21 protein-coding genes and 1 tRNA gene are annotated in these 24,006 nt (G+C 60.5%); 10 read left to right on the top strand and 12 right to left on the bottom strand.

The features are described from left to right. Positions 1 to 50: 50 nt before the first annotated feature. The gene (ilvA, locus tag DKK66_RS17655) at positions 51 to 1,580 is read right to left on the bottom strand and encodes a threonine ammonia-lyase, biosynthetic (RefSeq protein ID WP_131360165.1); all 1,530 of its coding nucleotides are present in this window, start codon (positions 1,578 to 1,580) and stop codon (positions 51 to 53) included. 222 nt (positions 1,581 to 1,802) lie between these two features. On the opposite strand from ilvA, the gene DKK66_RS17650 reads away from it, so the two are divergent. The 4 genes from DKK66_RS17650 to lipA all read left to right on the top strand — a co-directional run bounded on the left by DKK66_RS17650 (position 1,803) and on the right by lipA (position 4,911). Further along, positions 1,803 to 2,951 (top strand): D-alanyl-D-alanine carboxypeptidase family protein, encoded by a 1,149-nt coding sequence (locus DKK66_RS17650; protein WP_045844837.1) that lies wholly within the window; start codon positions 1,803 to 1,805, stop codon positions 2,949 to 2,951. A 93-nt stretch (positions 2,952 to 3,044) separates the two neighbouring features. After that, on the top strand, positions 3,045 to 3,323 hold the full coding sequence (locus DKK66_RS17645; protein WP_045844888.1) for a YbeD family protein: 279 nt from the start codon (positions 3,045 to 3,047) through the stop codon (positions 3,321 to 3,323). A gap of 20 nt (positions 3,324 to 3,343) precedes the next feature. After that, entirely contained in the window at positions 3,344 to 3,967 is a 624-nt protein-coding gene (lipB, locus tag DKK66_RS17640; protein WP_045844836.1) for a lipoyl(octanoyl) transferase LipB, read from the top strand. Next, a complete protein-coding gene (gene lipA / locus DKK66_RS17635) occupies positions 3,964 to 4,911 on the top strand; it encodes a lipoyl synthase (RefSeq protein ID WP_045844835.1) in 948 nt (315 codons plus the stop codon). Before lipB ends, lipA begins: the two co-directional genes overlap by 4 nt. A gap of 106 nt (positions 4,912 to 5,017) precedes the next feature. On the opposite strand, the gene DKK66_RS17630 is transcribed toward lipA, so the two are convergent. Continuing rightward, on the bottom strand, positions 5,018 to 5,521 hold the full coding sequence (locus tag DKK66_RS17630) for a prolyl-tRNA synthetase associated domain-containing protein (protein WP_131360163.1): 504 nt from the start codon (positions 5,519 to 5,521) through the stop codon (positions 5,018 to 5,020). A 134-nt stretch (positions 5,522 to 5,655) separates the two neighbouring features. On the opposite strand from DKK66_RS17630, the gene DKK66_RS17625 reads away from it, so the two are divergent. Next, positions 5,656 to 6,351 carry an ABC transporter substrate-binding protein gene (locus DKK66_RS17625; RefSeq protein ID WP_165494218.1) on the top strand — a complete coding sequence of 232 codons (696 nt, stop codon included), beginning with the start codon at positions 5,656 to 5,658 and terminating at the stop codon, positions 6,349 to 6,351. A gap of 3 nt (positions 6,352 to 6,354) precedes the next feature. Here DKK66_RS17625 and DKK66_RS17620 read toward each other — a convergent pair whose 3' ends face one another. Together DKK66_RS17620 and DKK66_RS17615 are read right to left on the bottom strand one after the other, a co-directional pair. Continuing rightward, complete coding sequence (locus DKK66_RS17620) at positions 6,355 to 6,759, bottom strand: hypothetical protein (RefSeq protein ID WP_131360159.1); 405 nt, start codon at positions 6,757 to 6,759, stop codon at positions 6,355 to 6,357. An 80-nt stretch (positions 6,760 to 6,839) separates the two neighbouring features. Beyond that, positions 6,840 to 6,925 (bottom strand) — tRNA-Tyr (locus DKK66_RS17615). Positions 6,926 to 7,370: 445 nt separating this feature from the next. Here DKK66_RS17615 and DKK66_RS17610 point away from each other — a divergent pair. Both DKK66_RS17610 and DKK66_RS17605 read left to right on the top strand, forming a co-directional pair. Beyond that, the gene (locus DKK66_RS17610; RefSeq protein WP_045844829.1) at positions 7,371 to 7,574 is read left to right on the top strand and encodes a cold-shock protein; all 204 of its coding nucleotides are present in this window, start codon (positions 7,371 to 7,373) and stop codon (positions 7,572 to 7,574) included. A gap of 176 nt (positions 7,575 to 7,750) precedes the next feature. Further along, complete coding sequence (locus DKK66_RS17605; RefSeq protein WP_131360157.1) at positions 7,751 to 8,326, top strand: cysteine hydrolase family protein; 576 nt, start codon at positions 7,751 to 7,753, stop codon at positions 8,324 to 8,326. On the opposite strand, the gene DKK66_RS17600 is transcribed toward DKK66_RS17605, so the two are convergent. After that, positions 8,323 to 8,973: a phospholipase D family protein gene (locus tag DKK66_RS17600; RefSeq protein WP_207389807.1), complete on the bottom strand. Its 651-nt coding sequence runs from the start codon at positions 8,971 to 8,973 to the stop codon at positions 8,323 to 8,325. The genes DKK66_RS17605 and DKK66_RS17600 overlap by 4 nt on opposite strands. A gap of 88 nt (positions 8,974 to 9,061) precedes the next feature. On the opposite strand from DKK66_RS17600, the gene DKK66_RS17595 reads away from it, so the two are divergent. The 3 genes from DKK66_RS17595 (at position 9,062) to DKK66_RS17585 (ending at position 15,227) form a co-directional block, all read left to right on the top strand. Further along, positions 9,062 to 10,528, top strand: coding sequence for a DUF945 family protein (locus DKK66_RS17595; RefSeq protein WP_131360155.1), 1,467 nt, complete (start codon positions 9,062 to 9,064; stop codon positions 10,526 to 10,528). Between the two features lie 74 nt (positions 10,529 to 10,602). After that, positions 10,603 to 11,820, top strand: coding sequence for an exonuclease subunit SbcD (gene sbcD, locus DKK66_RS17590; RefSeq protein ID WP_131360153.1), 1,218 nt, complete (start codon positions 10,603 to 10,605; stop codon positions 11,818 to 11,820). Then, positions 11,817 to 15,227: an AAA family ATPase gene (locus tag DKK66_RS17585; protein WP_131360151.1), complete on the top strand. Its 3,411-nt coding sequence runs from the start codon at positions 11,817 to 11,819 to the stop codon at positions 15,225 to 15,227. The genes sbcD and DKK66_RS17585 overlap by 4 nt, the downstream gene beginning before the upstream one ends. A gap of 6 nt (positions 15,228 to 15,233) precedes the next feature. Here DKK66_RS17585 and DKK66_RS17580 read toward each other — a convergent pair whose 3' ends face one another. From DKK66_RS17580 to DKK66_RS17550, 7 genes are all read right to left on the bottom strand, one after another. After that, complete coding sequence (locus DKK66_RS17580; RefSeq protein ID WP_131360149.1) at positions 15,234 to 15,884, bottom strand: LysE family translocator; 651 nt, start codon at positions 15,882 to 15,884, stop codon at positions 15,234 to 15,236. Positions 15,885 to 15,950: 66 nt separating this feature from the next. Further along, on the bottom strand, positions 15,951 to 16,706 hold the full coding sequence (locus tag DKK66_RS17575) for an AraC family transcriptional regulator (protein WP_131360147.1): 756 nt from the start codon (positions 16,704 to 16,706) through the stop codon (positions 15,951 to 15,953). A gap of 55 nt (positions 16,707 to 16,761) precedes the next feature. Continuing rightward, positions 16,762 to 18,288 (bottom strand): catalase, encoded by a 1,527-nt coding sequence (locus DKK66_RS17570; protein WP_131360144.1) that lies wholly within the window; start codon positions 18,286 to 18,288, stop codon positions 16,762 to 16,764. 262 nt (positions 18,289 to 18,550) lie between these two features. Further along, positions 18,551 to 19,633 (bottom strand): HD domain-containing phosphohydrolase, encoded by a 1,083-nt coding sequence (locus tag DKK66_RS17565; RefSeq protein WP_207389806.1) that lies wholly within the window; start codon positions 19,631 to 19,633, stop codon positions 18,551 to 18,553. A 97-nt stretch (positions 19,634 to 19,730) separates the two neighbouring features. Continuing rightward, complete coding sequence (locus DKK66_RS17560) at positions 19,731 to 20,780, bottom strand: RNA methyltransferase (protein ID WP_131360142.1); 1,050 nt, start codon at positions 20,778 to 20,780, stop codon at positions 19,731 to 19,733. Between the two features lie 108 nt (positions 20,781 to 20,888). Then, entirely contained in the window at positions 20,889 to 21,518 is a 630-nt protein-coding gene (locus DKK66_RS17555; protein WP_045844818.1) for a response regulator transcription factor, read from the bottom strand. Next, positions 21,515 to 23,884: a PAS domain S-box protein gene (locus tag DKK66_RS17550; RefSeq protein WP_207389805.1), complete on the bottom strand. Its 2,370-nt coding sequence runs from the start codon at positions 23,882 to 23,884 to the stop codon at positions 21,515 to 21,517. The genes DKK66_RS17555 and DKK66_RS17550 overlap by 4 nt, the downstream gene beginning before the upstream one ends. Between the last annotated feature and the right edge of the window lie 122 nt (positions 23,885 to 24,006).

Below are 24,006 nucleotides of genomic sequence, written 5' to 3'. Positions count from 1 at the left end.
AATGCCTGTAGCAAGAGTCTGCTGCCGGCATTGTGCGCCGGCAGGCAGGGTTAGCGGATGGTCTTGCCCAGGAACAGCTTGTAGGCCGGGTTGTCGGTTTCTTCCACATAGGGGTAGGCCAGACCATCCAGGAAGCGCTGGAACTCGGCATTATCGCTGGATGGCACCTGAATGCCTACCAGTACGCGGCCATAATCGGCACCGTGGTTGCGGTAGTGGAACAGGCTGATGTTCCAGTTGGTCTGCATGCCTTCCAGGAAACGCATCAGCGCGCCCGGACGTTCCGGGAATTCAAAGCGCAGCACGCGCTCGTCCTTCAGCTGCGGGGCATGGCCGCCCACCAGATGGCGGATGTGCAGCTTGGCCAGCTCGTTGTCGGTCAGGTCCAGCCCTTCCAGGCCATTGGCTTTCAGTTCGGCAATGATGCGTTCCGAATCCTGCTTGCCGCTGATCTGCACCCCGACAAACACATGGGCGGTGCCAGGGTCGGCAAAGCGGTAGTTGAATTCGGTGATGTTACGGTTGCCGATCACCGAACAGAACTGCTTGAAGCTGCCGGGTTTTTCCGGAATGGTGACGGCGATGATGGCTTCGCGGCGCTCGCCCAGTTCGGAACGTTCCGACACGTGACGCAGGCGGTCGAAGTTCATGTTGGCGCCGCAATTGATAGCCACCAGCGTCTGGCCGGTACAGCCTTCGCGCTCGATATAGGCCTTGGCGGCGGCCACGGCCAGCGCACCGGCCGGCTCCACGATGGAACGGGTGTCTTCGAAGATGTCCTTGATGGCGGCACACATGGCGTCCGAATCCACCAGCATGATTTCGTCCAGCAGCTCGCGGCAGATGCGGAAGGTTTCCTCGCCCACCAGCTTCACTGCCACGCCATCGGCAAACAGGCCCACGTCTTTCAGTTCTACGCGCTCGCCTTTTTCGATGGACTGCTTCATGGCGTCTGAATCCACCGGTTGTACGCCGATGATCTTGATTTCCGGTTTCAGGCGCTTGATGAAGCTGGCCACGCCGGCAGCCAGGCCGCCGCCGCCAATGGCGACGAACACGGCATCGATATGGCCGGGGTGCTGACGCAGGATTTCCATGCCGATGGTACCCTGGCCGGCAATCACGTCCGGGTCGTCAAACGGCGGGATATAGGTTTTGCCGGTTTCGGCCACCAGTTTCATGGCGTGCTGATAGGCGTCACTGAACGATTCGCCATGCAAGACCACCTTGCCGCCACGGCTGGTAACGCCGTCAATCTTCACCTGTGGAGTGGTTACCGGCATCACGATGATGGCTTCACAGCCAATCTTCCTGGCCGACAGTGCCACGCCCTGCGCGTGGTTGCCGGCACTGGCGGTAATCACACCGTTGGCCAGCTGATCCTGCGTCAGCTTGGCCATCTTGTTGTAGGCGCCACGCAGCTTGAACGAGAACACCGGTTGCAGGTCTTCGCGTTTCAGCAAAATGGTGTTGCCAGTACGGCGGCTCAGGTTGTTGGCGGTTTCCAGCGGGGTTTCCACTGCGACGTCATAGACGCGGGAGGTGAGGATGCGCTCCAGGTAGTCTTGCTTGTCTTGCATGGTGATGCCGATGTCCTTGTCGTGCTTTTTTATTGAACTGTCAGAGTAGCAGGAACTCCAAGCCGCCGGGAAGCCGTGTCGCCATTTTCATGCTGCATTGCCGCAAGCGAGCCGTTATTGACGGCCAATTGCGCCAAAACCGGGCATTTACGGTCAACGTTGCAGTCTGGACGTGTATAATCACCGGCTATTGTTTGTACCCCTCACCCGTTGTCGATCTCAATGAAAACCACCATCACCCGAATTTTGCTGGCCGCCAGCCTGGCCATGCCTGTTGCTGCCTCCGCGACCGCTGCCTTTGTACCGCCCGTGCCCGAGATTGCCGGCAAGGCGTTTTATCTTGTCGATTTCAATAGCGGCCAGGTGCTGGCCGCACAGGACCCGGATGCCCGCGTGGAACCGGCCTCGCTGACCAAGCTGATGACCGCCTACCTCACCTTCAAGGCGGTGAAGGAAAAGCGCCTGTCGCTGGACCAGATGCTGACTGTGTCCAACCGTGGCTGGAAAACTGACGGCTCGCGCATGTTCCTCGACCCGAAAGTGCCGGTGAAGGTGGATGACCTGATCAAGGGCATGATCGTGCAGTCCGGTAACGACGCCTGCGTCACCCTGGCCGAAGCCATTGCCGGCAGCGAAGACGTGTTCGCCCAGCTGATGACCCAGCAGGCGCAGAAACTGGGCATGAAGAATACCCAGTTCCGCAATGCCACCGGCCTGCCGCATGCCGATCACTACACCACCGTGCATGATCTGGCCATCCTGTCCGCCGCACTGATCCGGGACTTCCCGGAGTTCTACCCCACGTACTCCATCAAGTCCTTCACCTATAACAAGATTACCCAGCCCAACCGCAACCTGTTGCTGTACCGTGACCCCAACGTCGACGGCATGAAAACCGGTTATACCGACACCGCCGGCTACAATATGATTACCTCCAGCCATCGTGATGGCCGTCGGGTGATTTCGGTGGTGGTGGGTACGGCCAGCCCGGAGGCGCGCGCCAACGAAAGTGCCAAACTGCTGAATTACGGCTTGCAGTTTTTCGAAACGCCCAAACTTTACAGCGCATCCAAGCCTGTTTCCGAAGTGCCGGTCTACAAGGGCGCAGCCAAGTCGGTACCGGTTGGCTTTGCCCAGGATGTATTTGCCACGGTGGCCAAGGGTCAGTCGGCCCAGCTGAAGGCGGACATGTCCACCATGCAGCCGCTGATCGCCCCGATCAAGGCCGGTCAGACTGTAGGCAAGCTGGTGGTGAGCCTGGATGGCAAGCCGCTGCTGGAGCGTCCGGTCGTTGCCTTGCAGGCCGTGGAAGAGGGTGGTTTCTTCAGCCGCCTGTGGGACAGCATCAAGCTGATGCTGGGCTGGAAGTAAACCGGCTTTTGATTGACGCCCCGCCTGCCGGGGTTCGGCAATGGCCTGCATCGGGTGATGCGGGCCTTTTGCCTTTGCAGAATCGAGTTGAACATGGCTGAAAACAGTACTGAAAAGCAGGAAATCATTGAATTTCCCTGTCGCTTCCCTTTGAAGGTGATGGGTGAGCGTCACGACGAATTTGTCGTCACCATGACCGAAGTGGTGCGTGTGCACGCGCCCGACCTGGCCGAGCACGATGTCACCCTGCGGGAAAGCTCGGGTGGACGTTTCTACGCGCTCACCATTACCGTGAATGCCACCTCGCGCCAGCAGCTGGATAATATCTACCTGTCGCTCACTGGCCATCCCATGGTCAAGATGGTGCTTTAAACCAACGTGGAGCCAAGCGCGTGCAGCGTCTGATCAAGCATTTGGGCCTGGTGGACTATGAACCCACCTGGCGGGCCATGCAGGCCTTTACCGATACCCGCACGGCCGAAACGCCGGATGAGCTGTGGGTGGTGGAGCACCATCCGGTATACACGCAAGGGCTGGCGGGCAAGCCGGAACACCTGCTGCGCCTGACCGACATCCCGGTGGTGAAGACCGACCGTGGCGGTCAGGTTACCTATCATGGCCCCGGCCAGCTGGTGGTGTATCTGCTGATTGATTTCAAGCGCATGCATATTGGCGTGCGCGAACTGGTGCGCCGCATCGAGCAGTCGGTCATCGACATGCTGGCCGGGCAGGGCATTACCGCCAATGGCGACGTGAATGCGCCGGGCGTGTATGTGGACGGTGCCAAGATTGCCTCGCTGGGCCTGCGTATCAAGAACGGCGCGGTCTATCACGGCCTGTCACTGAATGTGGACATGGACCTGACGCCGTTTGGCTGGATCAACCCCTGTGGCTACGAAGGCCTCAGGGTGACGCAAATGAAGGATTTGGGGGTGGATAAAACCCTGGCGCAAGTGGCCGAGCTGCTGCTGCCCCAGCTGGAAAAACACCTGACCGTGGTGAAGGAGACAGCATGAAGTTGGATAACGAGGCAGGGGTCAAGCATAAAGGCGCCGCCAAAACCGCACGTATTCCCATCAAGATCGTGCCGCTGGATGAAAAGCTGAAAAAGCCGGAGTGGATTCGCGCCAAGCTGCCCACCGGTCAGCGTTTTCATGAAATCAAGCAGATTCTGCGCGACCAGAAGCTGCATACCGTGTGCGAAGAAGCCACCTGCCCGAATATCGGCGAGTGTTTCAGCAAGGGTACGGCCACCTTCATGATCATGGGTGATATCTGCACCCGTCGCTGCCCCTTCTGCGACGTGGGTCATGGCCGCCCGAACCCGCTGGACGAAAACGAGCCCAAGCACCTGGCCGAGAGCGTGGCCGCCATGCGCCTGAAGTATGTGGTGGTGACTTCGGTGGACCGCGATGACCTGCGTGACGGCGGTGCCCAGCACTTTGCCGACTGCATCAGCGCGGTACGTGCCGCATCGCCAGGTACCCAGATCGAAACCCTGGTGCCGGACTTCCGTGGCCGTCTGGATATTGCGGTGGACATTCTCACCACCACCCCGCCGGATGTGATGAACCACAATCTGGAAACCGTGCCGCGCCTGTACAAGCAGGCCCGTCCCGGCGCCGACTACGCGCATTCCTTGCAGTTGCTCAAGGACTACAAGGCCAAGAATCCGGAAGTGCGCACCAAGTCTGGCCTGATGGTGGGCCTGGGTGAGACCGACGAGGAAATCCTCGAAGTGATGCGCGACCTGCGTGCCCACAATGTGGACATGCTTACCATTGGTCAGTACCTGCAACCGTCCGACGGTCACTTGCCGGTATTGCGCTACGTCCACCCCGACACCTTCAAGATGTTCGAAGAAAAGGCCTATGAAATGGGCTTTGCTCACGCGGCAGTCGGTGCCATGGTGCGCTCCAGCTACCATGCCGATGTGCAGGCTCACGAGGCCGGTGTGTAAGTAATGCACTGAGCCGCATGCGACTCAGCCGGGCTGCCTGTGCTGCCGACCTTCTGTCGGTGGTGCAGGCAGCCTTTTTCATTGCTTGATGCCTCTTCTGCGCGGCCTAGGCTGGCAGGCAGGGTAGCTGCATCACACGGGCCGGGTGGTGGCTGCTATCGAGAAAACGCAGCAAATCGCCAGTGTTGATGGCCAGCGTGCTGGTATTGACCAGCGGGTGGCAAAGCACCGTGTCATGCTGGGTTACGGCCTCATCAATAATGACGTCAACCAGCCCGGCGCTGTCGTTGACGACAGCCAGCAGGCTGACGGCGCCCGGTGTCAGTCCCAGTGTGGCCAGCAGCCGCTCGGCTGAGGCAAACCCAAGGTTCTTGATGGCCAGCAATTCACCCAGGGCTTTGAGGTCCAGCCTTGCGCTGGCAGGCAGGCACAGCAGCAAGTAACGCCCGGTTTTGCCAGCCTTGAGAAACAGGTTCTTGCTGGCCAGACTGCCGGGTATCGGTGCCAGTGTGCTGGCTTCTGCACAGGTAAAGACGGCAGGGTGATCAAAACGCTGGTAGTGGATGGCTTTTGTATCCAGCAGCTGGTACAGATCCTGAGGGGTTCTCATGCTTTTCCGTATCGAAATGACAGTTGTGTTAATGGTATCTTGCTAGTCTGTCCGCTTGAAGAGGTGTGTGCCCCAGGATGAAACGTGCATTCACAACCGTAATGCAGTGCATCAGCAGCGTCTGGCCATGCCTGATGTTCGTGCTGCCAGCAGAGGCGGCAGTGGTGGCTTGTGGTGGAGATAATCAATGGCCGCCGTCGTCTTACCAGCTTGCATCCGCTGCGGATGTGCAGGGCTTTTCTCCGGATGTGCTGCGCACCATCCTGGGGCCGGAGGCCGGCCTGCAAATCCGGCTGATGCCGTTTGCCCGTTGCCTGGCGCTGGCCGAGCAGGGTAGTCAGGTGCAGATCGTGATGGCGGCGAGCCGTGCGCCTGCGCGCGAGAGTCAGTTCCTGTTCACCCGCCCTTATCTGCAATTGCATCCGGTGAGCCTGACCATGCAGCCCATGCTGGCAGGTAGCGACCGGCTGCCATGGTGTGGTCTGAACGGTTTCAATTATCAGGCCTTCGGCTTGCGTGCGCAGGAGGTGGATCGGGGCTCGGCCAATTATCCGGACCTGCTGCGCAAATTGCGCGCCGGGCATTGCCGTGGTTTTGTCGAGTACCGGGAGGTGTGGCAGGGTTTGTTGCGGCTGGGCGTGTTGCAGCCGGATCAACTGCCGCCGCTGGTGCTGCGCCCGCTGCCGGGCAGGCTGGCGGTGGAAGCTTCATTCATGATTTCGCGCCGCATGCCGGGGGCGGAATTGCTGCGTCAGCAACTGGACAAGGGTTTGCAGGCGCTGGCTGCGCGGGGAGAGCTGGCTGCCTTGCTCAAGCGGCAGCTGCCCTGAGCATCAGGGCTGGCGACCAGCTTTCAGTTGCTGGTAATCGGCCAGCACGCCATCAATCAGCGGCAATATTTGCTGCAGGCCGGTACTGTCCGGCAACTGGTCAAACTGCAGGCTGGCATCCAGTTGCTGCAGGCAGCGCCGCGCCGCCGTGCACACTTCCACCGCGGCATTGAAATCGGCCGGACCCAGCACCTTGCCATTGCGGACTTTGCGATAGTGGATGCCGGCCATCACAGCGTATTTTTCTGCCAGCTCGCCTTCGGTAAAACGGTTGGCACGCTGCATGGCAAACAGCTGGTCCATGATGCGGCGGCAGGCTTCTTCAGTACGCTGGAAGCGTTTTTGTTCGGCCAGACGTACGCCCTGGGCAGTGTTGGGTTTGCCTGCTTTGCCGTTCTTGTTGGCCATGGCTGTGTCTCCCGCTGGATGGTGCCGCTGCAGACGGCATGCAAAAGGCCCGAACGCAATGTCGGGCCTTTTGGGAATACTGGTGGAGGGAGAAGGATTCGAACCTTCGAAGGCTGAGCCGCCGGATTTACAGTCCGGACCCGTTGACCGCTGGGGTAACCCCTCCAAAAGAGATCGGCATGATAGCGAGGCTCATTTTCAGCGTCAAGCCCCCGGTAAAAATTTTTGCATGGCCTAGTCAGGCTACTGCCTGCCGCCGCGGGCGGCCGTGAGCCAGGTGATGTGACAGCGATGGCAGGGCGGGTTTTATTGCCGGGATGACATTGGTAAAAAGCGGCAGCCAGCATGCTGCAGTCCTTCTGAAACGGCCAAATGGTATGAATGGATATTTACCGTACCGTAATTTATTTTGCTGATTTGTCAGATAGTGTTTGACCGATGGCTGTGAGGTGCGTATAACGGTCGTGCAGGATTTCAAGCGTTGTGCCTATTTCGTTACAGTGGTGTCCCTCCTTCCCGAGTGCCTAATTGTTCAAATATCTATCCCTTGAAGTTCTTGTTGTTTGAGCATTTGCTCTGTTTTTAATGTTTTTTTATGTCAGGGATATATCATGGAAACCGGCACCGTTAAGTTTTTCAATGACGCCAAAGGCTTTGGCTTTATCACTCCGGATGCAGGCGGCGACGACCTGTTCGTACATTTCTCCGAAATCAAGGTAGACGGCTTCAAGTCGCTGCAAGACGGTCAGAAAGTAAGCTACGTTAAAGCTGCTGGCCAAAAAGGCCCGGCTGCTACCAACGTACAGCCGCAGTAATTCACGGGCTTTGCCTGTGTGATGGCTGAAGCCCGGTGCTTCGGCTGCTGAAAAACCCACCCGACTTACGGTCCGGTGGGTTTTTTCATGGACTGCGGCCGTGAATTTGTCATGCATGCGGCTTTGCCAAAGGCTGGAGCTGTTAAGCTGGGCAATCAATTCCGGTGGAGTATTGCATGCAGCCATTACTTATTCCTGACAACAGCCTGTTACTGCTGGTCGATCTGCAATGTGCGGTGGATGACCCCAGCTGGGGCCCGCGTAACAACCCGCAGGCAGAAACTGTTGCCGGCGCATTGTTGTCGGCATGGCGCCAACAGAGGCGCCCGCTTTGCCATGTGCGGCACGACTCGCAAGAGGATAGCTCCACCTATCGGCCAGGTCAGGCCGGTCATGCCTTCAAGCCCGAAGTCATTCCGCTGCCGGAGGAGTGGGTGCTGGCCAAGCAAACCAACTCGGCGTTTATCGGTACCGACCTGCATGCGCGTTTGCAGCAGATGGCTTGCAATACCCTGATTGTTGTCGGGGTGGCCACCAGTAACTCGGTGGAAGCCACCGTGCGCATGGCGGGTAATCTGGGCTATCGCGTGTATCTGCCTGAAGATGCCTGTTTTACATTTGGCCGAAACGATTGGGCCGGCAACTGGCGTACAGCCGATGAAGTGCATGCCATGTCTTTGGCCAATCTGCATGGTGAATACTGCCAGGTCTGTCATTCCACTCAGTTGCTGGCAGCACTGACTGCCGCTTAGCGCGGAGCGGGGTCGGCAGCGGCCAGGGGTTCTCCCTCCTGCCACAGGCGCTGCCATTGTGATTCGTAGCGCGCAGCCAATGCCGGTGCATTCCAGATGATCAGCACGTTTTCAGCATTCTTGCTGGCGGCCGAGGCAGTGTAGTTGAAGCTGCCGGTCTGCACATGCTGCTGGTCAATAATCATGAACTTGTCATGCAAAATCGCGTATTTCCCGTTTAGTCTTACTGGAAGCTGCTGATTGGCCAGATAGCGCGTTGCGCTGTACTGGCGCTGGTTTTCCTGCATGTCGGCCACCACCGCAACTTCCACGCCGCGTCGTTTTGCTTCCAGCAAGGCGGTGGCCACCGGTTTGCTGGTGAAGACGTATGCAGCCAGGTGGATGGAGCGCCGGGCTTGCGCAATGCCCTTGAGTACCAGCTGCAATGCCGCCGGATCGGGAGCAAACGCAACTTCGGTCGTCATGGTTGTGGTCGGGCTTTGGAGGGTAGTGTCGGCGGCTGCGTTGAGGCTCAGGACAAGCAGGCCAAGACATATCACGCGATGTGCAGGCTTCATGCGTTTATTTCCGGTTGGAAGTGGTTGCTGGTTTGCAGCCTGTGCCTGCCACCAGCCATGCTGTTGTCGCTGATTATTGTCTTTCATCATGAATTCTTTGTTTGTGCGCCTCATTTTTAAATTATTTACTATTCTTTATGCATGTTTGGCTGACAGGGTAAAGCATGAAGGGGAGTAGATGAAAACGACAAAACTGGCAGCTTTGGCTGCTACAGGACTGGTGCTGGGCTGGGTGCTGGTGCTGCCCGGCATCGTGGGTGTACGTACCGAAGACAAGATCCGCAATGATATCGACAGCCTGCAGCAAAACAAACTGATGCCATGGACAGTGAAGGTGGATCATTACGACCGTGGCTGGTTCGGCTCCAGTGCCCGTGTGAGCTACAGCCTGCCGCTGGCTGGCCAGACGCTGCGGTTTGCCGTGGATTACAAGGTGAACCAGTTTGCCATTCCCCTGCAACGCTGGGCACGTACCGACTACACCATCACCCCGCTGGATGCCAGCGGCAATAATAGTGGTAATCCCCTGGCCATCGAAGCGTGGAGCATCAAGACCTTCTTCGGTCGCACCGACACCACGCTCAAAGCGGATGAGCTGCATTGGGCCAGCCCGGATGGCAATGCACTGGATCTGCGCAAACTGCTGGCCACCATCCAGACTGAAGACGGCAAACCCATGCAGTACAGGATGAACATGGCTGGCGCCACCTTGCGCGTGGCCGTACCCACTGGTGCCGGTGGCGTGGTACAGCTGGTGCTGGGCAATTTGCAGGCGGATGGACATCAGGCCGCCATGGCATCGGTCAAGGACAGCTGGCAGATGGATGCACAGCAAAAGCTGGAGTCCATGGAGCTGCTGGTCGACAATAATTCGGTGCTGCGGCTGAATGGCTTGTCGCTGGATGCCGCCATGCAGGACAAGGGCAGTCTGGTGGACATGCTGTATCACAGCCGGGCGGAAAAAGGGCAGCTGGGGCCGATCAACCATGCCTTTGCCATCAAGGATGCCCGGATGGACTTCTCTTATGCCAACATCAACAAGCAGGGTTATGCCGACTGGCAGAGCAAGGCCAATCAGCTCTATGCCAACCCCGGTAATACGGATGCGCTAGCCATGCAGCAGGCCAGCGCACAGGCATTGCTGGACAGTGCCAGCAGCCTGCTGGCTAGTTCTCCTGCCTTCCGGATCGACCAGTTTGGCTTCCAGACCGACAAGGGCGGACTGCATGGCAGCCTGGAACTGCGCTTTGATGGCAATGGCATGCTGACCGGGGTGCAGACCGCGCAAAGCATTCTGCCACTGCTGCGCGACCGCCTGAGCGGCAGGGCAGCCATGCAGCTGGATCGCGGCCTGCTTAACGAGCTGGCTGGGCAAGCCGCCGGCAGTGCCGACACCGCCCGGACCGCCCAGATGATGGATGCCAGCATCTCAAGCGCGGTGCAGCAGGGATGGCTGAGTGATAACGGGCAGCGCCTGAGTGCCGACTTCAGCTTCAACCGGGATGGCGCAGTGCTCAATGGTCACCCGCTGCCGTCCATGGCAGGCTTGCTGGGTGGAAATCCGGCGGCAACTGCACCTCAGGCAGCAGCACCGGCTGCCGCTCCCGCTGAGGAAAATGCACCGGATCAGACTCCGGCCAACTGAGCGGGCAGGACAAGAGCCGCGCGTGTTGCGGCGGCTCTTGCTAGAATGCGCTGTTTTCCGGCAAGAGCGATGGCATGCGCATTCTTCACACTTCGGACTGGCATCTGGGCCAGCATTTCATGGGCCGCAGCCGTCAGGCCGAACATCAGGCACTGATCGACTGGCTGTTGCAGCAAGTACAGCAACAGGCTGTGGATGCAGTACTGCTGGCGGGCGACATTTTCGATACCGGCGCGCCACCCAGTTATGCACGGGAACTCTACAACCAGCTGGTGGTGCGCCTGCATGATGCGCACTGCCGGCTGATCCTGCTGGGCGGCAATCATGACTCGGTGGCCACGCTGGAGGAAAGCCGTCCCTTGCTGGCCTATCTGGGTTGCACCGTCATTCCGGCAGTACAGGACGACCTGTCGCGCCAGCTGATTACCCTGCATGATGCCGCAGGTAATCCTGCGGCTCTGCTGTGCGCGGTGCCCTTCATCCGCGCCCGTGATGTATTGCAAAGCCAGGCTGGCCAGAGTGCCGAGGAAAAACAGCTGAGCTTGCAACAAGCCATTGCCGCGCATTATCAGGCCCTGTACCAGCTGGCCCGTGAGCACTGCGAAGCGCTGGGGCTGCAACTGCCCATTCTCGCCAGCGGCCATCTGACTACCGTGGGGGCCAGCAGCAGCGAATCGGTGCGGGACATTTACGTCGGCGCGCTGGATGCCTTCCCCACCAATGCCTTCCCGCCGTTCGACTACATCGCGCTGGGGCATATCCACCGCCCGCAACCGGTAGGTGGCCATGCACATATCCGTTACAGCGGCTCGCCCTTGCCATTGAGTTTTGATGAGCTGGGTCAGGACAAGCAAATGCTGCTGATAGAAACCGGTGCGAGGGCAGAGCTCAACATCACCGCGCTACCGGTGCCATGCTTCCAGCCGCTGGCCAGCCTGCGCGGTACGCTGGCGCAGTTGCAGCAGGCCATACCGCAAGCCCTGGCCGGGCTGGCTGCCGACCAGCACCTGTGGCTGGAAATTACGGTAGAGGGAGATGATTACCTCTCTGACCTGCAAGGCCGTATCCAGGCCATGCTGGACGGACAGCCTGCCGAGCTGCTGCGCCTGCGCCGTGCCCGCAGCCAGCAAGCCGTCAGCATGCAATCCGAACGCAGCACACTGGACGAACTGAGCCCGCAGGAAGTGTTTGAACGCCGCTTGCAGCTGGAAGAAATGGAAGCGCCAATGGCCGAGGCATTACGCCAGCGTTATCGGCAAGTATTGCAGCAGCTGCAGGAGGAGCAGGCATGAAAATCCTTATCCTGCGGCTGAAAAACCTTAACTCGCTGCAAGGCGAGTGGAAAATCGACTTCACCCGCCCGCCATTCCGGGATAACGGGCTGTTTGCCATTACCGGCCCCACCGGCGCAGGCAAATCCACCTTGCTGGATGCCATCTGCCTGGCGCTGTACCACGAAACCCCGCGACTGAAGACCATATCGGCCAGCAGCAACGACATCATGACCCGCCATACTGCCGATTGCCTGGCGGAGGTGGAGTTCGAGGTCAAGGGCAAGGCCTATCGAGCGTTCTGGAGCCAGCGCCGCGCCCGCGACAAGGCGGATGGCGCCTTGCAGGCAGCACGGGTGGAACTGGCCGAGGCCGATGGCACCATCATCACTACCCACAGCAACGAAAAGCTCAAACGGATTGCCGCCATTACAGGGCTGGATTTCGCCCGCTTTACCAAATCCATGCTGCTGGCACAGGGTGGTTTTGCCGCCTTTCTCAATGCCAGCCCGAATGAGCGGGCCGAATTGCTGGAGGAACTGACCGGCACCGAGCTATACGGCGAGCTGTCGCGCCGCGTATTCGAACAGGCAAGGGACAGCCGCCAGGCCCTGCAACAATTGCAGACCCAGGCTGGAGCGGTCGATCTGCTGGATGAAATCGAGCGCAACAGCATGCAGCAACAGCTGGCAAACGCACAGCAACAGCAGCAGCAACTGGCGGTGCAGCAACAAAAGCTGGTGCAGGCACTGGACTGGCGTCGCCAGCTGGCCAAGCTGGAAGAACAGGCGCAGAGCGCCAGTCAGCAGCTGGATACCGCCCGCGAGGCACAGCAGGCCGCAGCCGGGCAGCGCCAGCAATTGGCAGATGGCGAGGCTGCCAGTCAGATACTTCCGCTATACCAGCAATGGCAGAGCAGACAGCAGCGGCTGGAGCAGATCCGCAGCAGCCTGAATACACAGGAAGAAGCGCTGCAACAGGATCAGCAGCAATGGCAGCAACTGAACTGGGATGGTTTGTGTCATGCCGGCTCACTGGTCGACAGCTTGCAGCAGAAGCTGCAACAAGGCCGCTTGCGCTGGCAGCAATGGCAGGCCCGGCAACAGTCCGCACCGCAGCTGGCCAGCCTGGGTAGTCAGCTGCCCTTGTGGCGCAGCCAGTTTGGCCAGCTAAGCCAGTTGCAACAGCGCGTGGTGCAGGCCGGGCAAGAACACGGCCATTTGCAAGTGGCCATGGTCAGCCAGCAGCAGAAAATTGACCAACAGCAACAGCTTTGCGCGCAGGCCGAAGCCAGTGCGCAGGCTGCCATACAGGCAGAAGCGGCAGCAGCGGCGGCCCAGCCGGCAGACTTGCCAACACTGCGCCAGCACTGGCAGCAGGCCGGGCAAACGTTACAAGGCTGGCAACAGGCCGAGCAATTTGCCGGGCAGTTGCAGCAAGGAGAGCAGGTGCTGGCCACCCTGCAGCAGGACATGGCCAGCAGGCAGGCACTGTTGCCGGAATACGAACAGACCCTGACTGCACTGCGTGCGCAATACCGTCAGCTACAGGAACAGCTGCTTGACCGCCAGCGCCTGCTGGAAATGGAATTGCGCATCCAGGGGCTGGAGGCGCAGCGCGCCCAGTTGCAGCCCGGCCAGCCCTGTCCCCTGTGTGGGTCGGAACACCACCCGCTGGTGGAAAGTTATCAGGCGGCTGATGCGTCGACGGCCCGTCAGGGCGTGGCTGAAATCCAGGCCAAGCTGGAAACAGTACAGGCGGAAGGTCAACAGGCCAGTTTGCGGCTGAGCACTGCGCAGCAACAGCTGGCCAGCTTGCAGCAGCAATGGCAAGCGCAACAGGAACGGCAGCAACTGGCTTTGCAGCAGTGGCAGACGCTGGCAGCTTCGCTGGCCTTGCTTGCGGATGACTGGCAACAGCCAGCCCGTCTGCAGGCCGGTGTGGCGCAGGCGATGCAGCAGCTGCAACAGGCCGAACAAGCCATGCAGCAAGCCGAAGCCGCCGCCCTGCGCTGGCAACAGGCGGTGCAAGACAGTCAGCAGCGCCAGCAGCAATTCCAGGCAGCCCAGGCCGAGCTGGCCCTGTTGCAACAGGCAAGACAAGCCATGCAGCAGCAATGTCAGCAGGCGGAATCTGCGCTGGCTGATCTTCAGCGTCAGCACCTTGCCTTGCAGCAGCAGTTGCAACAAGCCCTGGCCGACGCTGGCCATGCCATGCCAGAGGATGTCGATGCCTGGCTGGATGCGCGTCAGCAGCAATGGCAGCACTGGCAACAGCAGCAGAGCGACATGCAGCAGCTGGAGCAGCAACTGGCCCGGCTGGAAGAGCAGCACAGCCAGGCCCTGACCCAGCAGCAGCACTGGCAACAGTGGTGGCAGCAGCTGGCATTGCCCGACATGACCTTGCCTGCACAGCAAGCCGACCCGGCAGCGGCGCTGGAACACTGCCTGCAACAGCGTACTGCGCTGGCCGCCGCACTGGCGCAGCGCCAGGGGCAGTGCCAGCAATTGCAGCAGGATATGGCCGAGCAGCAGCTTCAGCTGCAACAGGATGCCAGCCAGTGGCAGCAGGCTTTGCAACATAGCCGCTTTGCCAGCGAGGCGGATTTTGTTGCAGCCTGCCTGAGCGCAGAACAACGCACTGTGCTGCAAAGCCTGCAACAACAACTGGACAAGGCGGTGCAGCAGGCCGAGGCCTTGCTGCAAGCGGCGCAGTCGCAGTTGCAGGTATTGGCGGCCACGCCGCTCAGCCCGCTGACGGCGGCTGAGCTGGAAGCACAACTGGCTGCGCTGGATGCCGAGCGCCAGCAACTGAGCGGACAAGCCGGGGCCTGGCAGGCCTTGCTGGATGGAGACGCAGCCCGCCGGGCCGGTCTGCAGCACTTGCTGGCACAAATCGACCGGCAGCAGCAGGACTGCGAGTTGTGGCAGCGGCTGGATGGGCTGATCGGCTCAGCCAAGGGTGACAAGTTCCGCCGCTTTGCCCAGGGCCTGACGCTGGACCACCTGGTGTATCTGGCCAATCGCCAGCTGGCACGCCTGCATGGGCGCTATCAGCTGCGGCGCAAGGCTGAGGGTGAACTGGAACTGGAAATCGTCGACAGCTGGCAGGCCGATGTCAGCCGCGACACCCGCACCCTGTCAGGCGGCGAGAGTTTTCTGGTCAGTCTGGCACTGGCACTGGCGCTTTCCGACCTGGTCAGCCACAAAACCTCCATCGACTCGCTGTTTCTGGATGAGGGCTTTGGCACGCTGGATGCCGAAACGCTGGAAATTGCGCTGGATGCGCTCGACAGCCTCAATGCCAGCGGCAAGATGATAGGTGTGATCAGCCACGTGGAAGGCATGAAGGAGCGGATTGCGGTGCAAATCCGCGTGGCGCGTGCCGGTGGTGTCGGGCTGTCCGCGCTGTCGGTCACCGCTGGCTGATACAGCCTATAGCAAGGTCTGGTAGCCGTTGACGATGACGCCCAGTGCCAGATAGGCAAACAGCGCGGCAGAAGCGGCATTGCAGTACAGCAGCAGGCGGTGGCCAACCAGCTTCTGGCCGTGACTGGCCAGCCAGGCGAGAAAAGACGACCACACCACGCCGCCCAGGAAAAAGCCACTGAGAAACACGCTGGCCGACAGCGAGCTGCCGTCGGTGGACTGGGCGATGATGCTGCCGCCAACGGCGGCAAACCACAGCAAGGAGGAGGGTGAGGCCAGTGCCATCAACAGGCCGCGCCAGAACTCGGCCTGACTGCTGCGCGGTGCACCGTCTTCGGCCTGGCTTGCAGCATGGCTGCTGGGCTGGTGGAATTCCCGCCAGGCGGCACGCGTCATTTTCCAGGCCAGCCACAGTAATACTGCGCCGCCTCCCAGCCACATCACCCAGCGCACCGGGGTGAAGCTGAACAGCAGCGACATGCCCAGCAAGGACAGCAGGGCATAGAACAAGTCACCAAAACAGGAACCCAGCCCCATCAGCAAGGCCGGGCGCAGCCCCTTGCGCAGGCCGGTGTTGATCAGCGCGGCATTGACGATGCCAATGTCCAGACACAGCGAGATGGAAAGCAAAAAACCCTTGGTGGCAATGGCCAGCATGACGACAAATCCGTACGAAATAAAAAAACAGCCCCGATGATACGGGGCCGTTTGCGTGGCGTCTTGTCAAAAATTGATCTGGCGGTAGCGGCCGGGCGATATGCCGCAAAAACGGCTGAACGCCTTGCTGAAATGGGCCTGATCGGCAAAACCGGTGGCCAGCGCCACGTCGATGATGGGCCTTCCGGCACGCAGCAGGCGTCGCGCCAGTGCCATGCGCTGTTGCATCTGCCAGGCGAGCGGTGGCAGGCCGGTGGCCTGCTGGAAGCGGCGTACCAGATGAGCCGATGTCACCCCGGCTGCATCGGCCAGCTGTTGCAGGTGCGTCCCCACCGACAGGTCATCCAGCAAGCGCTGGCGTACGTGCTGTACCAGCTGGCTGGTGCTGCTGTCGGGACGGGGGAGAGAAGTGGCGCGCAGATCGAGCAAACCTTGCAGCAACTGCACGATGGCCTCCTCGCGCAAGCTGGCTTCCAGCCGGGCAATATGCTTGAGCTGCCTGGCAAACACCGGTTGTTGCAGATGGCTGGGCAAATCGGGAGGCGGGCAGTCGAACAGTTGGCCGAAGGCTGCCGGGTCGACATACAACGACAGGCAGTCCCAGCCGGCATCGCTCAGGCTGTGGCTGGATTGCACCGCTTGCGGCGGGTAGATGGTGAGCATGTCCGGGCTGACGACAAAGCTTTCGCCTTCCAGCCATACCTGCTCCTGCCCTCCGAGATTGGCGCTGATGACGTATTCGTCATGGGTGTGGCGGGGAAAGCCGCTGGCGCTGGCTGTGATGCGGGCCAGCTCCAGCAGCGGGGTACGCAGCAGAATCATGCAAGGACTATAGCGATGTCATGACACTGCCGCCAGTTGCTTGTGCTTGCGCGCTTCAGTCCTGCAAGGTTTTGGCAAGCCGGGCCACTTCGGCCACATTGGCATTCAGCGCCTTGCTGATGGCCTGGCCATAGCCGCTGTCGGCCTTGTAGAAATAGGACAGCATGGTGTTGCGGGTAGTCTCGTTACGCACCTGGCCCAGGTCCGCAGCCAGATTGGCAATCAGCCGGGCCTGGTCCTGCTTGCTCAGGCTGCGATAGAACTCACCGGCCTGGCGGAAGTTCTGCGTTTTGCCAATACCCGCCTGCTGGGTGCTGCCGCCAAGCGGCAACTGGCTGCTGCGTGCTGCCGGGTCCTGCTTCAGCGGGCTGAAACGGCTGGGTTCGTAATTGACATTACCACTGCGCTGAACCTCGTTCATGGCGCCGTCCTGATTATTGTTTTCTACCTTCACTTGCGGACGGTTGACCGGCAGTTGCAGGCCGTTGGTTCCCACCCGGTGCAGCTGGGTGTCGGCATAGGCAAAGATGCGGCCTTGCAGCAGGCGGTCTTCTGATGGCTCGATGCCGGGCACCAGGTTGGACGGGGCAAAGGCACTTTGCTCGGTTTCCTGGAACACGTTTTCCGGCAGGCGGTTCAGCGTCATGGTGCCGATTTTCTGTTCCGGAATGCCCGGCCAGATCTTGGTGGCATCCAGCGGGTTGAAGTCCAGCTTTGCCATGTCCTCCGGCTGCATCACCTGGATGAACAAGTCCCACTGCGGGTATTGCTTGCGCTTGATCGCCTCCAGCAGGCTGCGGCTGGCATGGTTGAAGTCATGCGCCTGGATGGCAGCAGCTTCCTGCATGGTGAGGTTGTGCTGGCCCTGACGGCTGGCCCAGTGGAATTTGACGTAGACGTATTTGCCTGCATTGTTCACCAGCTTCCAGGCGTGCACGCTATTGCCATCCATGAACTGATAGCCCTTGGGGATGCCGTAGTCCGAGTACAGCCGGGTCAACATGTGGGTGGCTTCCGGCTGGTGCGAGAAGAAGTCGAAAAAGCGGTTCGGGTCTTGCAGATTGGTGTCCGGAGCCGGTTTCAGCGAGTGCACCATGTCGGGAAACTTGATTGCATCACGGATGAAGAACACCGGCAGGTTATTGCCCACCAGATCCCAGTTACCCTCGCTGGTATAGAACTTGGTGGCAAAGCCGCGCGGGTCGCGCAGGGTTTCCGGCGAGTGCAGACCGTGAATCACGGTGGAGAAACGGACAAATACCGGGGTCTTGCTGCCCTTGGCAAACACCTTGGCACGAGACAATGCACTGATGTCAGCGCTGGCTTCAAACACCCCATAAGCAGCTGCGCCACGTGCATGCACTACGCGCTCCGGAATGCGTTCGCGGTCGAAACGTTGCAGCTTCTGCACCAGTTGCACGTCTTGCAGCAGCACCGGGCCGTTGGGGCCGGCAGTTTGCGAGTTCTGGTTGTCGCCTACCGGCGCGCCATTGTCACGGGTCAGTGTGCTGGCTGTGGCAGGCAGGCCCAGCAGCAGGCCCAGGCTGACACCAAGCAGCAGGCAATGTGTTGTTGGCTTCATCACGAAAGTCCTGAGAGTTGTAGGGACACTCAGTCTAGGGATGGGGGCTGCTGATCAGAATTTTGAAAATGCTATGGGGTGGATGGCGACAGGCTATCGTCCGTGCATGGCCTTTGTTTTTGTATTTAATTGTTTTAATACAATGACTTGCTGATGTTTTGCATGGTGGGTTTTGAATGGATTCCAGTTTGTCCATGCTGGCAAGAGACGAGGGCCGTACCAAGGAACTGGGCTGGCCGGATGAGTTCGCGGCCAGCCGTGCTCAGGCGGTTTCCTCGGCGTAGCGCCGCTGGATGGCATCGACCTCCGGCACGATGCGCAAGAAGGTTTCTACCAGTTGCGGGTCGAAGTGATAGCCGCTTTCCTGTCGCAGGTAGTCCAGCGCAGCCTGTTGGGTCCAGGCCGGTTTGTAGGGGCGGGAGGATACCAGGGCGTCGTAAACGTCGCAAATGGCGGCAATGCGGCCTTCCAGCGGAATTTCCTCGCCACACAGGCCGGCGGGGTAGCCGCTGCCATCCCATTTTTCGTGATGGGTGAGGGCAATGCGCCGTGCCATGCGGATTACCAGTGCCGGATGCTCTGGAATGATGGTGCCACCAATGCGCGGGTGTTCGCGCATGATCTGGAATTCTTCCTCGTCCAGGCGGCCGGGCTTGAGCAGGATGCGGTCCGGCACGCCGATCTTGCCCACATCATGCAGCGGGCTGGCCATGCGCAGTGCATGCGCCCAGGTGGCGTCCTTGCCCAGTGCCAGTGCCATCTGCTCGCACATCTTGCTCATGCGGGTGATGTGCTTGCCGGTTTCGTTGTCACGGTATTCGCCGGCGCGGGCCAGGCTGAGGGTGACTTCCTGTGCCATGTCTTCCAGCGCATTGAGCAGGGTGTCGTAATAGGCATAGGTAGCCAGACCCATGTCGAGGAAAATTGCGCGATTGATGGCAGTCAGGTAACGGCTGCGGGTGGCGGCATCCTGCACCAGCCTGTCCAGCAGTTGCACCAGCTGGTTGAGCACCACCACGTAGGCACCGGAATAAAACCGCAGGTCCACGCCCAGTCGCTGGTGGGTGTGGCCGATGGCCAGCGTGGCTTCCAGGTAGTCCTGATTGAAATTGCCGGCAAACACATGCTCCAGCCAGTGATGCTGCTGGTGCGCGCGGGCACGTTGCAGGGCGGCTTCGTCGCTGAAGGTGGCACTGGCTGCGGCATTGGCCCGGATGTAGGCATAGACCGCATCCATCAGCACGTCCATATGCGGGCGGATCAAGCCCGAAAACTCACGCAGCGTATTGACGCTGTCTGCATCTATATCGAGAAAATCACGCCATTGTTCGAAACGGAGCCGCACGCTGGTTCTTTCTTGCTGTTCTGTTTAACCGGACGGGATATTGTCCGGCAAATAACCATTCTAACAAGAAGGATAATTATCGTGCCAATGAAATCTCTCAGCCGGTTTGGCCCTGACGCCGGCGCAAGCGGCTGGTATCGATGACATCCGCTGCGCGGGCGCGCAACTGGCCACAGCCGCCGTCGATATCCTGCCCGGCAGAATCGCGAATCTTGGTCAGCACACCATGGGCGTGCAGATAGTGCTTCATGTGGCGGATATGTGCGTCATCCGGACGCTGGAAGCTGTCGCCTTCCATGCTGTTGTACGGAATCAGGTTCAGCACGCCATATTTGCCCTTGAGCAGGGCGATGGAAGCGTCCATCTCCTGCTGGCTGTCGTTGATGCCCTTGAGCAGCGTCCACTGATACTGGATGGGGTAGCCCACCTGGCGGGCATAGCGCTCGCCCATGTCCACCAGTTCCGCCGGACTGATGCGCGGTGCGCGCGGCAGCAGGCTGGCGCGCAAGTCGCCCCGCGTGGTGTGCAAGGACAGTGCCAGCGCCGGCTTAACCTGCATGGCGGGCAGGCGCTCGAATACCCGTGGGTCGCCCACCGTGGAGAACACCAGGTTTTTGTGCGCGATATTGCCTTCACGCCCCAGAAAGTCGATGGCTTCCAGCACGTTGTCCAGATTGTGGGCCGGTTCGCCCATGCCCATGAACACCACTTTTTTTACCGGGCGGATGCGCCGTGCCAGCACCACCTGGGCGACAATTTCCGCGCTGCCCAGCTGGCGCAGCAAGCCGGATTTGCCCGTCATGCAGAAGGTGCAACCCACGGCACAGCCAACCTGGCTGGAAACACACAGCCCGTCACGTGGCAGCAGCACGCTTTCCACCATCTGGCCATCGGCCAGCTCCACCAGCAGCCGTTGTGAGGCATCCGCCGCCTCATGACGGGTGTGGATGCGTGCCAGCGCTTCCAGCTGCGCACTGATGGCGGGCAGGCCCTGCCGCACCGCCAGCGGAAAATAATGCTCGCTTTGCTGGTGACGGGTGCCGTGATCCAGCGCCAGGCCTTGCAGCCAGGCGCGGTTGATACGGCCGATGTGACAGGGGCGAGCACCAAGATCGCTCAGGGTTTGCTGGAGTTGCTGAATGCGCATGAAACGGCAGGGCAGTATGTGGTTGAACAAAGCCGGCTAGGGTAGCGCAATGGCGCGCCGCGGGACAGGGTTTTGGCTGTCGCTGGCACGGCCTTGCACCAATCAGCCTCAGATCAGCTTGTGGTCGATGGCGTAGCGCACCATGTCGGCCACCGAATGGGCTTGCAGCTTTTGCATCAGCCGCACCTTGTGGGTGCTGACAGTCTTGGCGCTGATGTTCAGCTGCTGGGCAATTTCGTTGACGTTGGTGCCGTGCACCAGGCGCTCGAACACCTGGTATTCGCGTTCGGACAACTGGGTGTGCGCCGGGCGTGAGTCGGTCAGGCCGACTTCAAACACCATGCGGTCGGCCAGCTGCGGGTCGATGTAGCGGCCGCCGCTGGCCACCTTGCGAATGGCGGTCAGCAGCAGGGCCGGGTCGCTGTCCTTGGTGCTGTAGCCGGCGGCTCCGGCCTTCAGGGCGCGGGCGGCAATCTGCACTTCGTCGTGCATGGACAGCATCAGGATGGCGGGTGGATTGTCCAGTGCGCGGATGCGCGGAATGGTTTCCAGCCCGTTGGTGCCGGGCATGGAGATGTCCAGCAGCAACACATCGGCACTGGTTTGGCGCAGTTGTTCCAGCAACTGGGTGCCATTGGTGGCTTCGCCCACCACGCTGATGTCTTCGGCCAGCGAAATCAGTTGCTTGATGCCTTCGCGGACGATTTTATGATCTTCGGCAATGATGACGCGAATCATGCGATTTCCCTTCCTTCTTCAACCGGCAGGCGGATGGTCAGGGTACAGCCCTGTTCCGGTTGACTGTCGATATCCAGTTTGCCGCCCAGCAGCAGCACCCGCTCGCGGATGCCTACCAGGCCAAAGGAGCGCAGCTGGCGATGGGCTTGCGGGTCGAAACCCTTGCCGTCGTCGGCAATGCTCAAGGTGATGATGTCCTGCTGGCAGGTCAGCCCCACGCTGACTGTGCTGGCCTCGGCGTGACGCAATACATTGGTGAGTGCTTCTTGCAGGATGCGGAACACGCCGATGGCGCGCGCATCGCTCAGGGCGATGGGGCTGTCCGGCACCGATACCAGGCAGGGAATGCCGCTGCGTTTTTCAAAACGCCGCGCCTGCCATTCGATGGCCGAGCCGATGCCGGCATCCAGCACCGGTGGGCGCAGTGCAGTTGCCACGTCACGCACGATCTGGAAAGTCTGCTCGATCAGCTTTTTCATCGCCTGCAGGCGTTCGGCCAGCTTGCTGTCCTGCTGGCCGAAGCTCAGTTCGCACATCGAGGTTTCCAGCCGCAATACGGTAAGAATCTGGCCCAGCTCGTCGTGTACTTCGCGGGCGATGCGGGCTTTTTCTTCTTCACGCACCGACTCCAGATGGGCAGACAGGCTGCGCAGCAAGCCACGCGATTCCGCCAGTTGCAGTTCGTTGTGCTTGTTGGCCGAGATATCCCAGACAATGCCGTCCCACACCACGTGGCCATCATCAAAGCAGCGCACGGTGGCCTTGATGTCCACCCAGCGCAATTGCCCGTTCTGATGCTGCATGCGGCCCTGCCAGGCCAGGTTGCGGTTGTGTGCGGCGGCATCCTGCCAGGCTTGCTGGTAGCTGCTGCGGTCCTCGCTGGCCACCACGTCCTGCCAGCCTTCCGGCATGCATACCAGGTCCAGCGGGCTGTAACCCAGCATGGCCTGGCTGGCATCGCTGACAAAAGCCAGCCGCACCGGGTGCTCGGCAGCCGGGCGCTCCAGCCGGAACACCATGCCCGGCACATTGCTGGCCATGCCCTTGAAGCGGGCTTCGCTTTCTTCCAGCGCGGCGCGGGCTTTCTGGCGCTCGGTAATGTCATTCAGATACACTACCAGATATTCGGTGCGGCCAAACTTGAGGAAGCTCAGGGTGACGCCCACCGGCAGTACCTGACCGTCGGCTTTCAGGCTGGTGGTTTCAAAACTGCTCAAGGCCTTGCTGCCGCGCAGCTGGTTCCACAAGTCCAGCCAGCTACTATTGTCCAGCGAGGGTTGCAATTCCGGCAGGGACAGGCTGAGCAGCTGCTCGGTCGGATAGCCCAGCATGCTCTCCACCGCGCGGTTGGCGTACTGGATGCGCCCGTCCCAGTTCACCCACAGAATGCCCACCGTACTGTTGTCGATGGAAAACTGGGTGAGGCGCAGCGATTCCTCGGCCAGATCCCGCGCTTCCAGTTCCATTCTTGCCGCCAGCAGGCGTTTTTCCGCCCAGCGCCGTTGTCGCCGCTGGTGGCCGAACAGGCCGGCCAGCAGCAGGGCGGCCAGCAACAAGGCGAGGCTGGTGCGGTGCCAGAAGCTCAGCGAGTCGATCAGGCGCGGGTAGCTGGGCAGCATCCAGCGCGCATACAGCTGCTCCATGCGGATGCCGGGGATGTCCTGCAGCTGGCGGTCCAGCACCGGCGGCAGCTCGGGCCAGTCGCGCCGCACCGCAATGCGCAGCAAGTGGGTGTAGCCCAGGTCGCCCACCACGGCCAGGCGCGAGAATTCAGGTTCCTTCAGCAAGGTGGCCAGCTGTGCCTCATCCACGATGGCATATTCGGCATATTGCTGCTGTACGGTTTGCAGCGCAGCACGGTCACTGGCTACCTCTACCCGCGGCAGCTCCGGGTAATTGCGTCGCACAAAGCGCAGTGCATCGCTATTGGCGTCCAGCGCCAGCCGCTCGCTGAGCGACAGCCGGTCCAGGTCTACCGCATTGCCGCTGCCGTCCGGGAAGCCGACAATCTTGTGCGGCACCCGCAGGTAGGGTTGGGAGAACAGCCAGTGATGCAGGCTGGCTGGCGTTTGCAACATGCCAGGGGAGATATCGACTTCGCCATTTTCCACCGCACGGTCCAGTGCCTGCTGGTTGCTGAAGGTACGCCAGCTCAGGCTGACATCCATCTTGCCGGCCAGCAGCACCATCACTTCGACATCGGCCCCTTCCAGTAAATGGCTGCGCGGGTTGAGCTGGGCATAAGGCGCTTGCAGCACCACGCCCACCCGCCAGTTGCGGTGAGCAGCCAGCCAGTTGTGGGCGGCAGGCTGGGCGGCCATGACCAGTGAACAGAACAGGCTGATCCAGAGGGCGGTCAGGGCCAAAAGCAAATGTCGAAGGCGAGGAGCCGGTTGCATGTGAAGCCTGTATGCAATGGGGTAAGGGGGGCCATGCCTGTTGCGCAACAGGTAGCGGCTGGCATGAGTGCGGCATACTTTACCCTGTA

Origin of the sequence: Aquitalea sp. USM4 (assembly GCF_004328945.1) — a bacterium.
Classification (GTDB): Bacteria; Pseudomonadota; Gammaproteobacteria; order Burkholderiales; family Chromobacteriaceae; genus Aquitalea; species Aquitalea pelogenes.
Note: the sequence above shows the minus strand (reverse complement) of the source record. Positions and strands in the feature narration are given on the sequence as shown.

What these genes read in the sequence shown, in the direction of transcription:
- DKK66_RS17650 (WP_045844837.1), top strand. Translation starts at nt 1,803, where the DNA reads ATGAAAACCACCATCACCCGAATTTTGCTGGCCGCCAGCCTGGCCATG.
- DKK66_RS17575 (WP_131360147.1), bottom strand. Translation starts at nt 16,706, where the DNA reads ATGATTCTGCTGCGTACCCCGCTGCTGGAGCTGGCCCGCATCACAGCC.
- sbcD (WP_131360153.1), top strand. Translation starts at nt 10,603, where the DNA reads ATGCGCATTCTTCACACTTCGGACTGGCATCTGGGCCAGCATTTCATG.
- ilvA (WP_131360165.1), bottom strand. Translation starts at nt 1,580, where the DNA reads ATGCAAGACAAGCAAGACTACCTGGAGCGCATCCTCACCTCCCGCGTC.
- DKK66_RS17610 (WP_045844829.1), top strand. Translation starts at nt 7,371, where the DNA reads ATGGAAACCGGCACCGTTAAGTTTTTCAATGACGCCAAAGGCTTTGGC.
- DKK66_RS17605 (WP_131360157.1), top strand. Translation starts at nt 7,751, where the DNA reads ATGCAGCCATTACTTATTCCTGACAACAGCCTGTTACTGCTGGTCGAT.
- DKK66_RS17630 (WP_131360163.1), bottom strand. Translation starts at nt 5,521, where the DNA reads ATGAGAACCCCTCAGGATCTGTACCAGCTGCTGGATACAAAAGCCATC.
- DKK66_RS17560 (WP_131360142.1), bottom strand. Translation starts at nt 20,780, where the DNA reads ATGCGCATTCAGCAACTCCAGCAAACCCTGAGCGATCTTGGTGCTCGC.
- DKK66_RS17570 (WP_131360144.1), bottom strand. Translation starts at nt 18,288, where the DNA reads ATGAAGCCAACAACACATTGCCTGCTGCTTGGTGTCAGCCTGGGCCTG.
- DKK66_RS17555 (WP_045844818.1), bottom strand. Translation starts at nt 21,518, where the DNA reads ATGATTCGCGTCATCATTGCCGAAGATCATAAAATCGTCCGCGAAGGC.
- lipA (WP_045844835.1), top strand. Translation starts at nt 3,964, where the DNA reads ATGAAGTTGGATAACGAGGCAGGGGTCAAGCATAAAGGCGCCGCCAAA.
- DKK66_RS17600 (WP_207389807.1), bottom strand. Translation starts at nt 8,973, where the DNA reads ATGATGAAAGACAATAATCAGCGACAACAGCATGGCTGGTGGCAGGCA.
- DKK66_RS17580 (WP_131360149.1), bottom strand. Translation starts at nt 15,884, where the DNA reads ATGCTGGCCATTGCCACCAAGGGTTTTTTGCTTTCCATCTCGCTGTGT.
- DKK66_RS17620 (WP_131360159.1), bottom strand. Translation starts at nt 6,759, where the DNA reads ATGGCCAACAAGAACGGCAAAGCAGGCAAACCCAACACTGCCCAGGGC.
- DKK66_RS17595 (WP_131360155.1), top strand. Translation starts at nt 9,062, where the DNA reads ATGAAAACGACAAAACTGGCAGCTTTGGCTGCTACAGGACTGGTGCTG.
- DKK66_RS17625 (WP_165494218.1), top strand. Translation starts at nt 5,656, where the DNA reads ATGTTCGTGCTGCCAGCAGAGGCGGCAGTGGTGGCTTGTGGTGGAGAT.
- DKK66_RS17645 (WP_045844888.1), top strand. Translation starts at nt 3,045, where the DNA reads ATGGCTGAAAACAGTACTGAAAAGCAGGAAATCATTGAATTTCCCTGT.
- DKK66_RS17585 (WP_131360151.1), top strand. Translation starts at nt 11,817, where the DNA reads ATGAAAATCCTTATCCTGCGGCTGAAAAACCTTAACTCGCTGCAAGGC.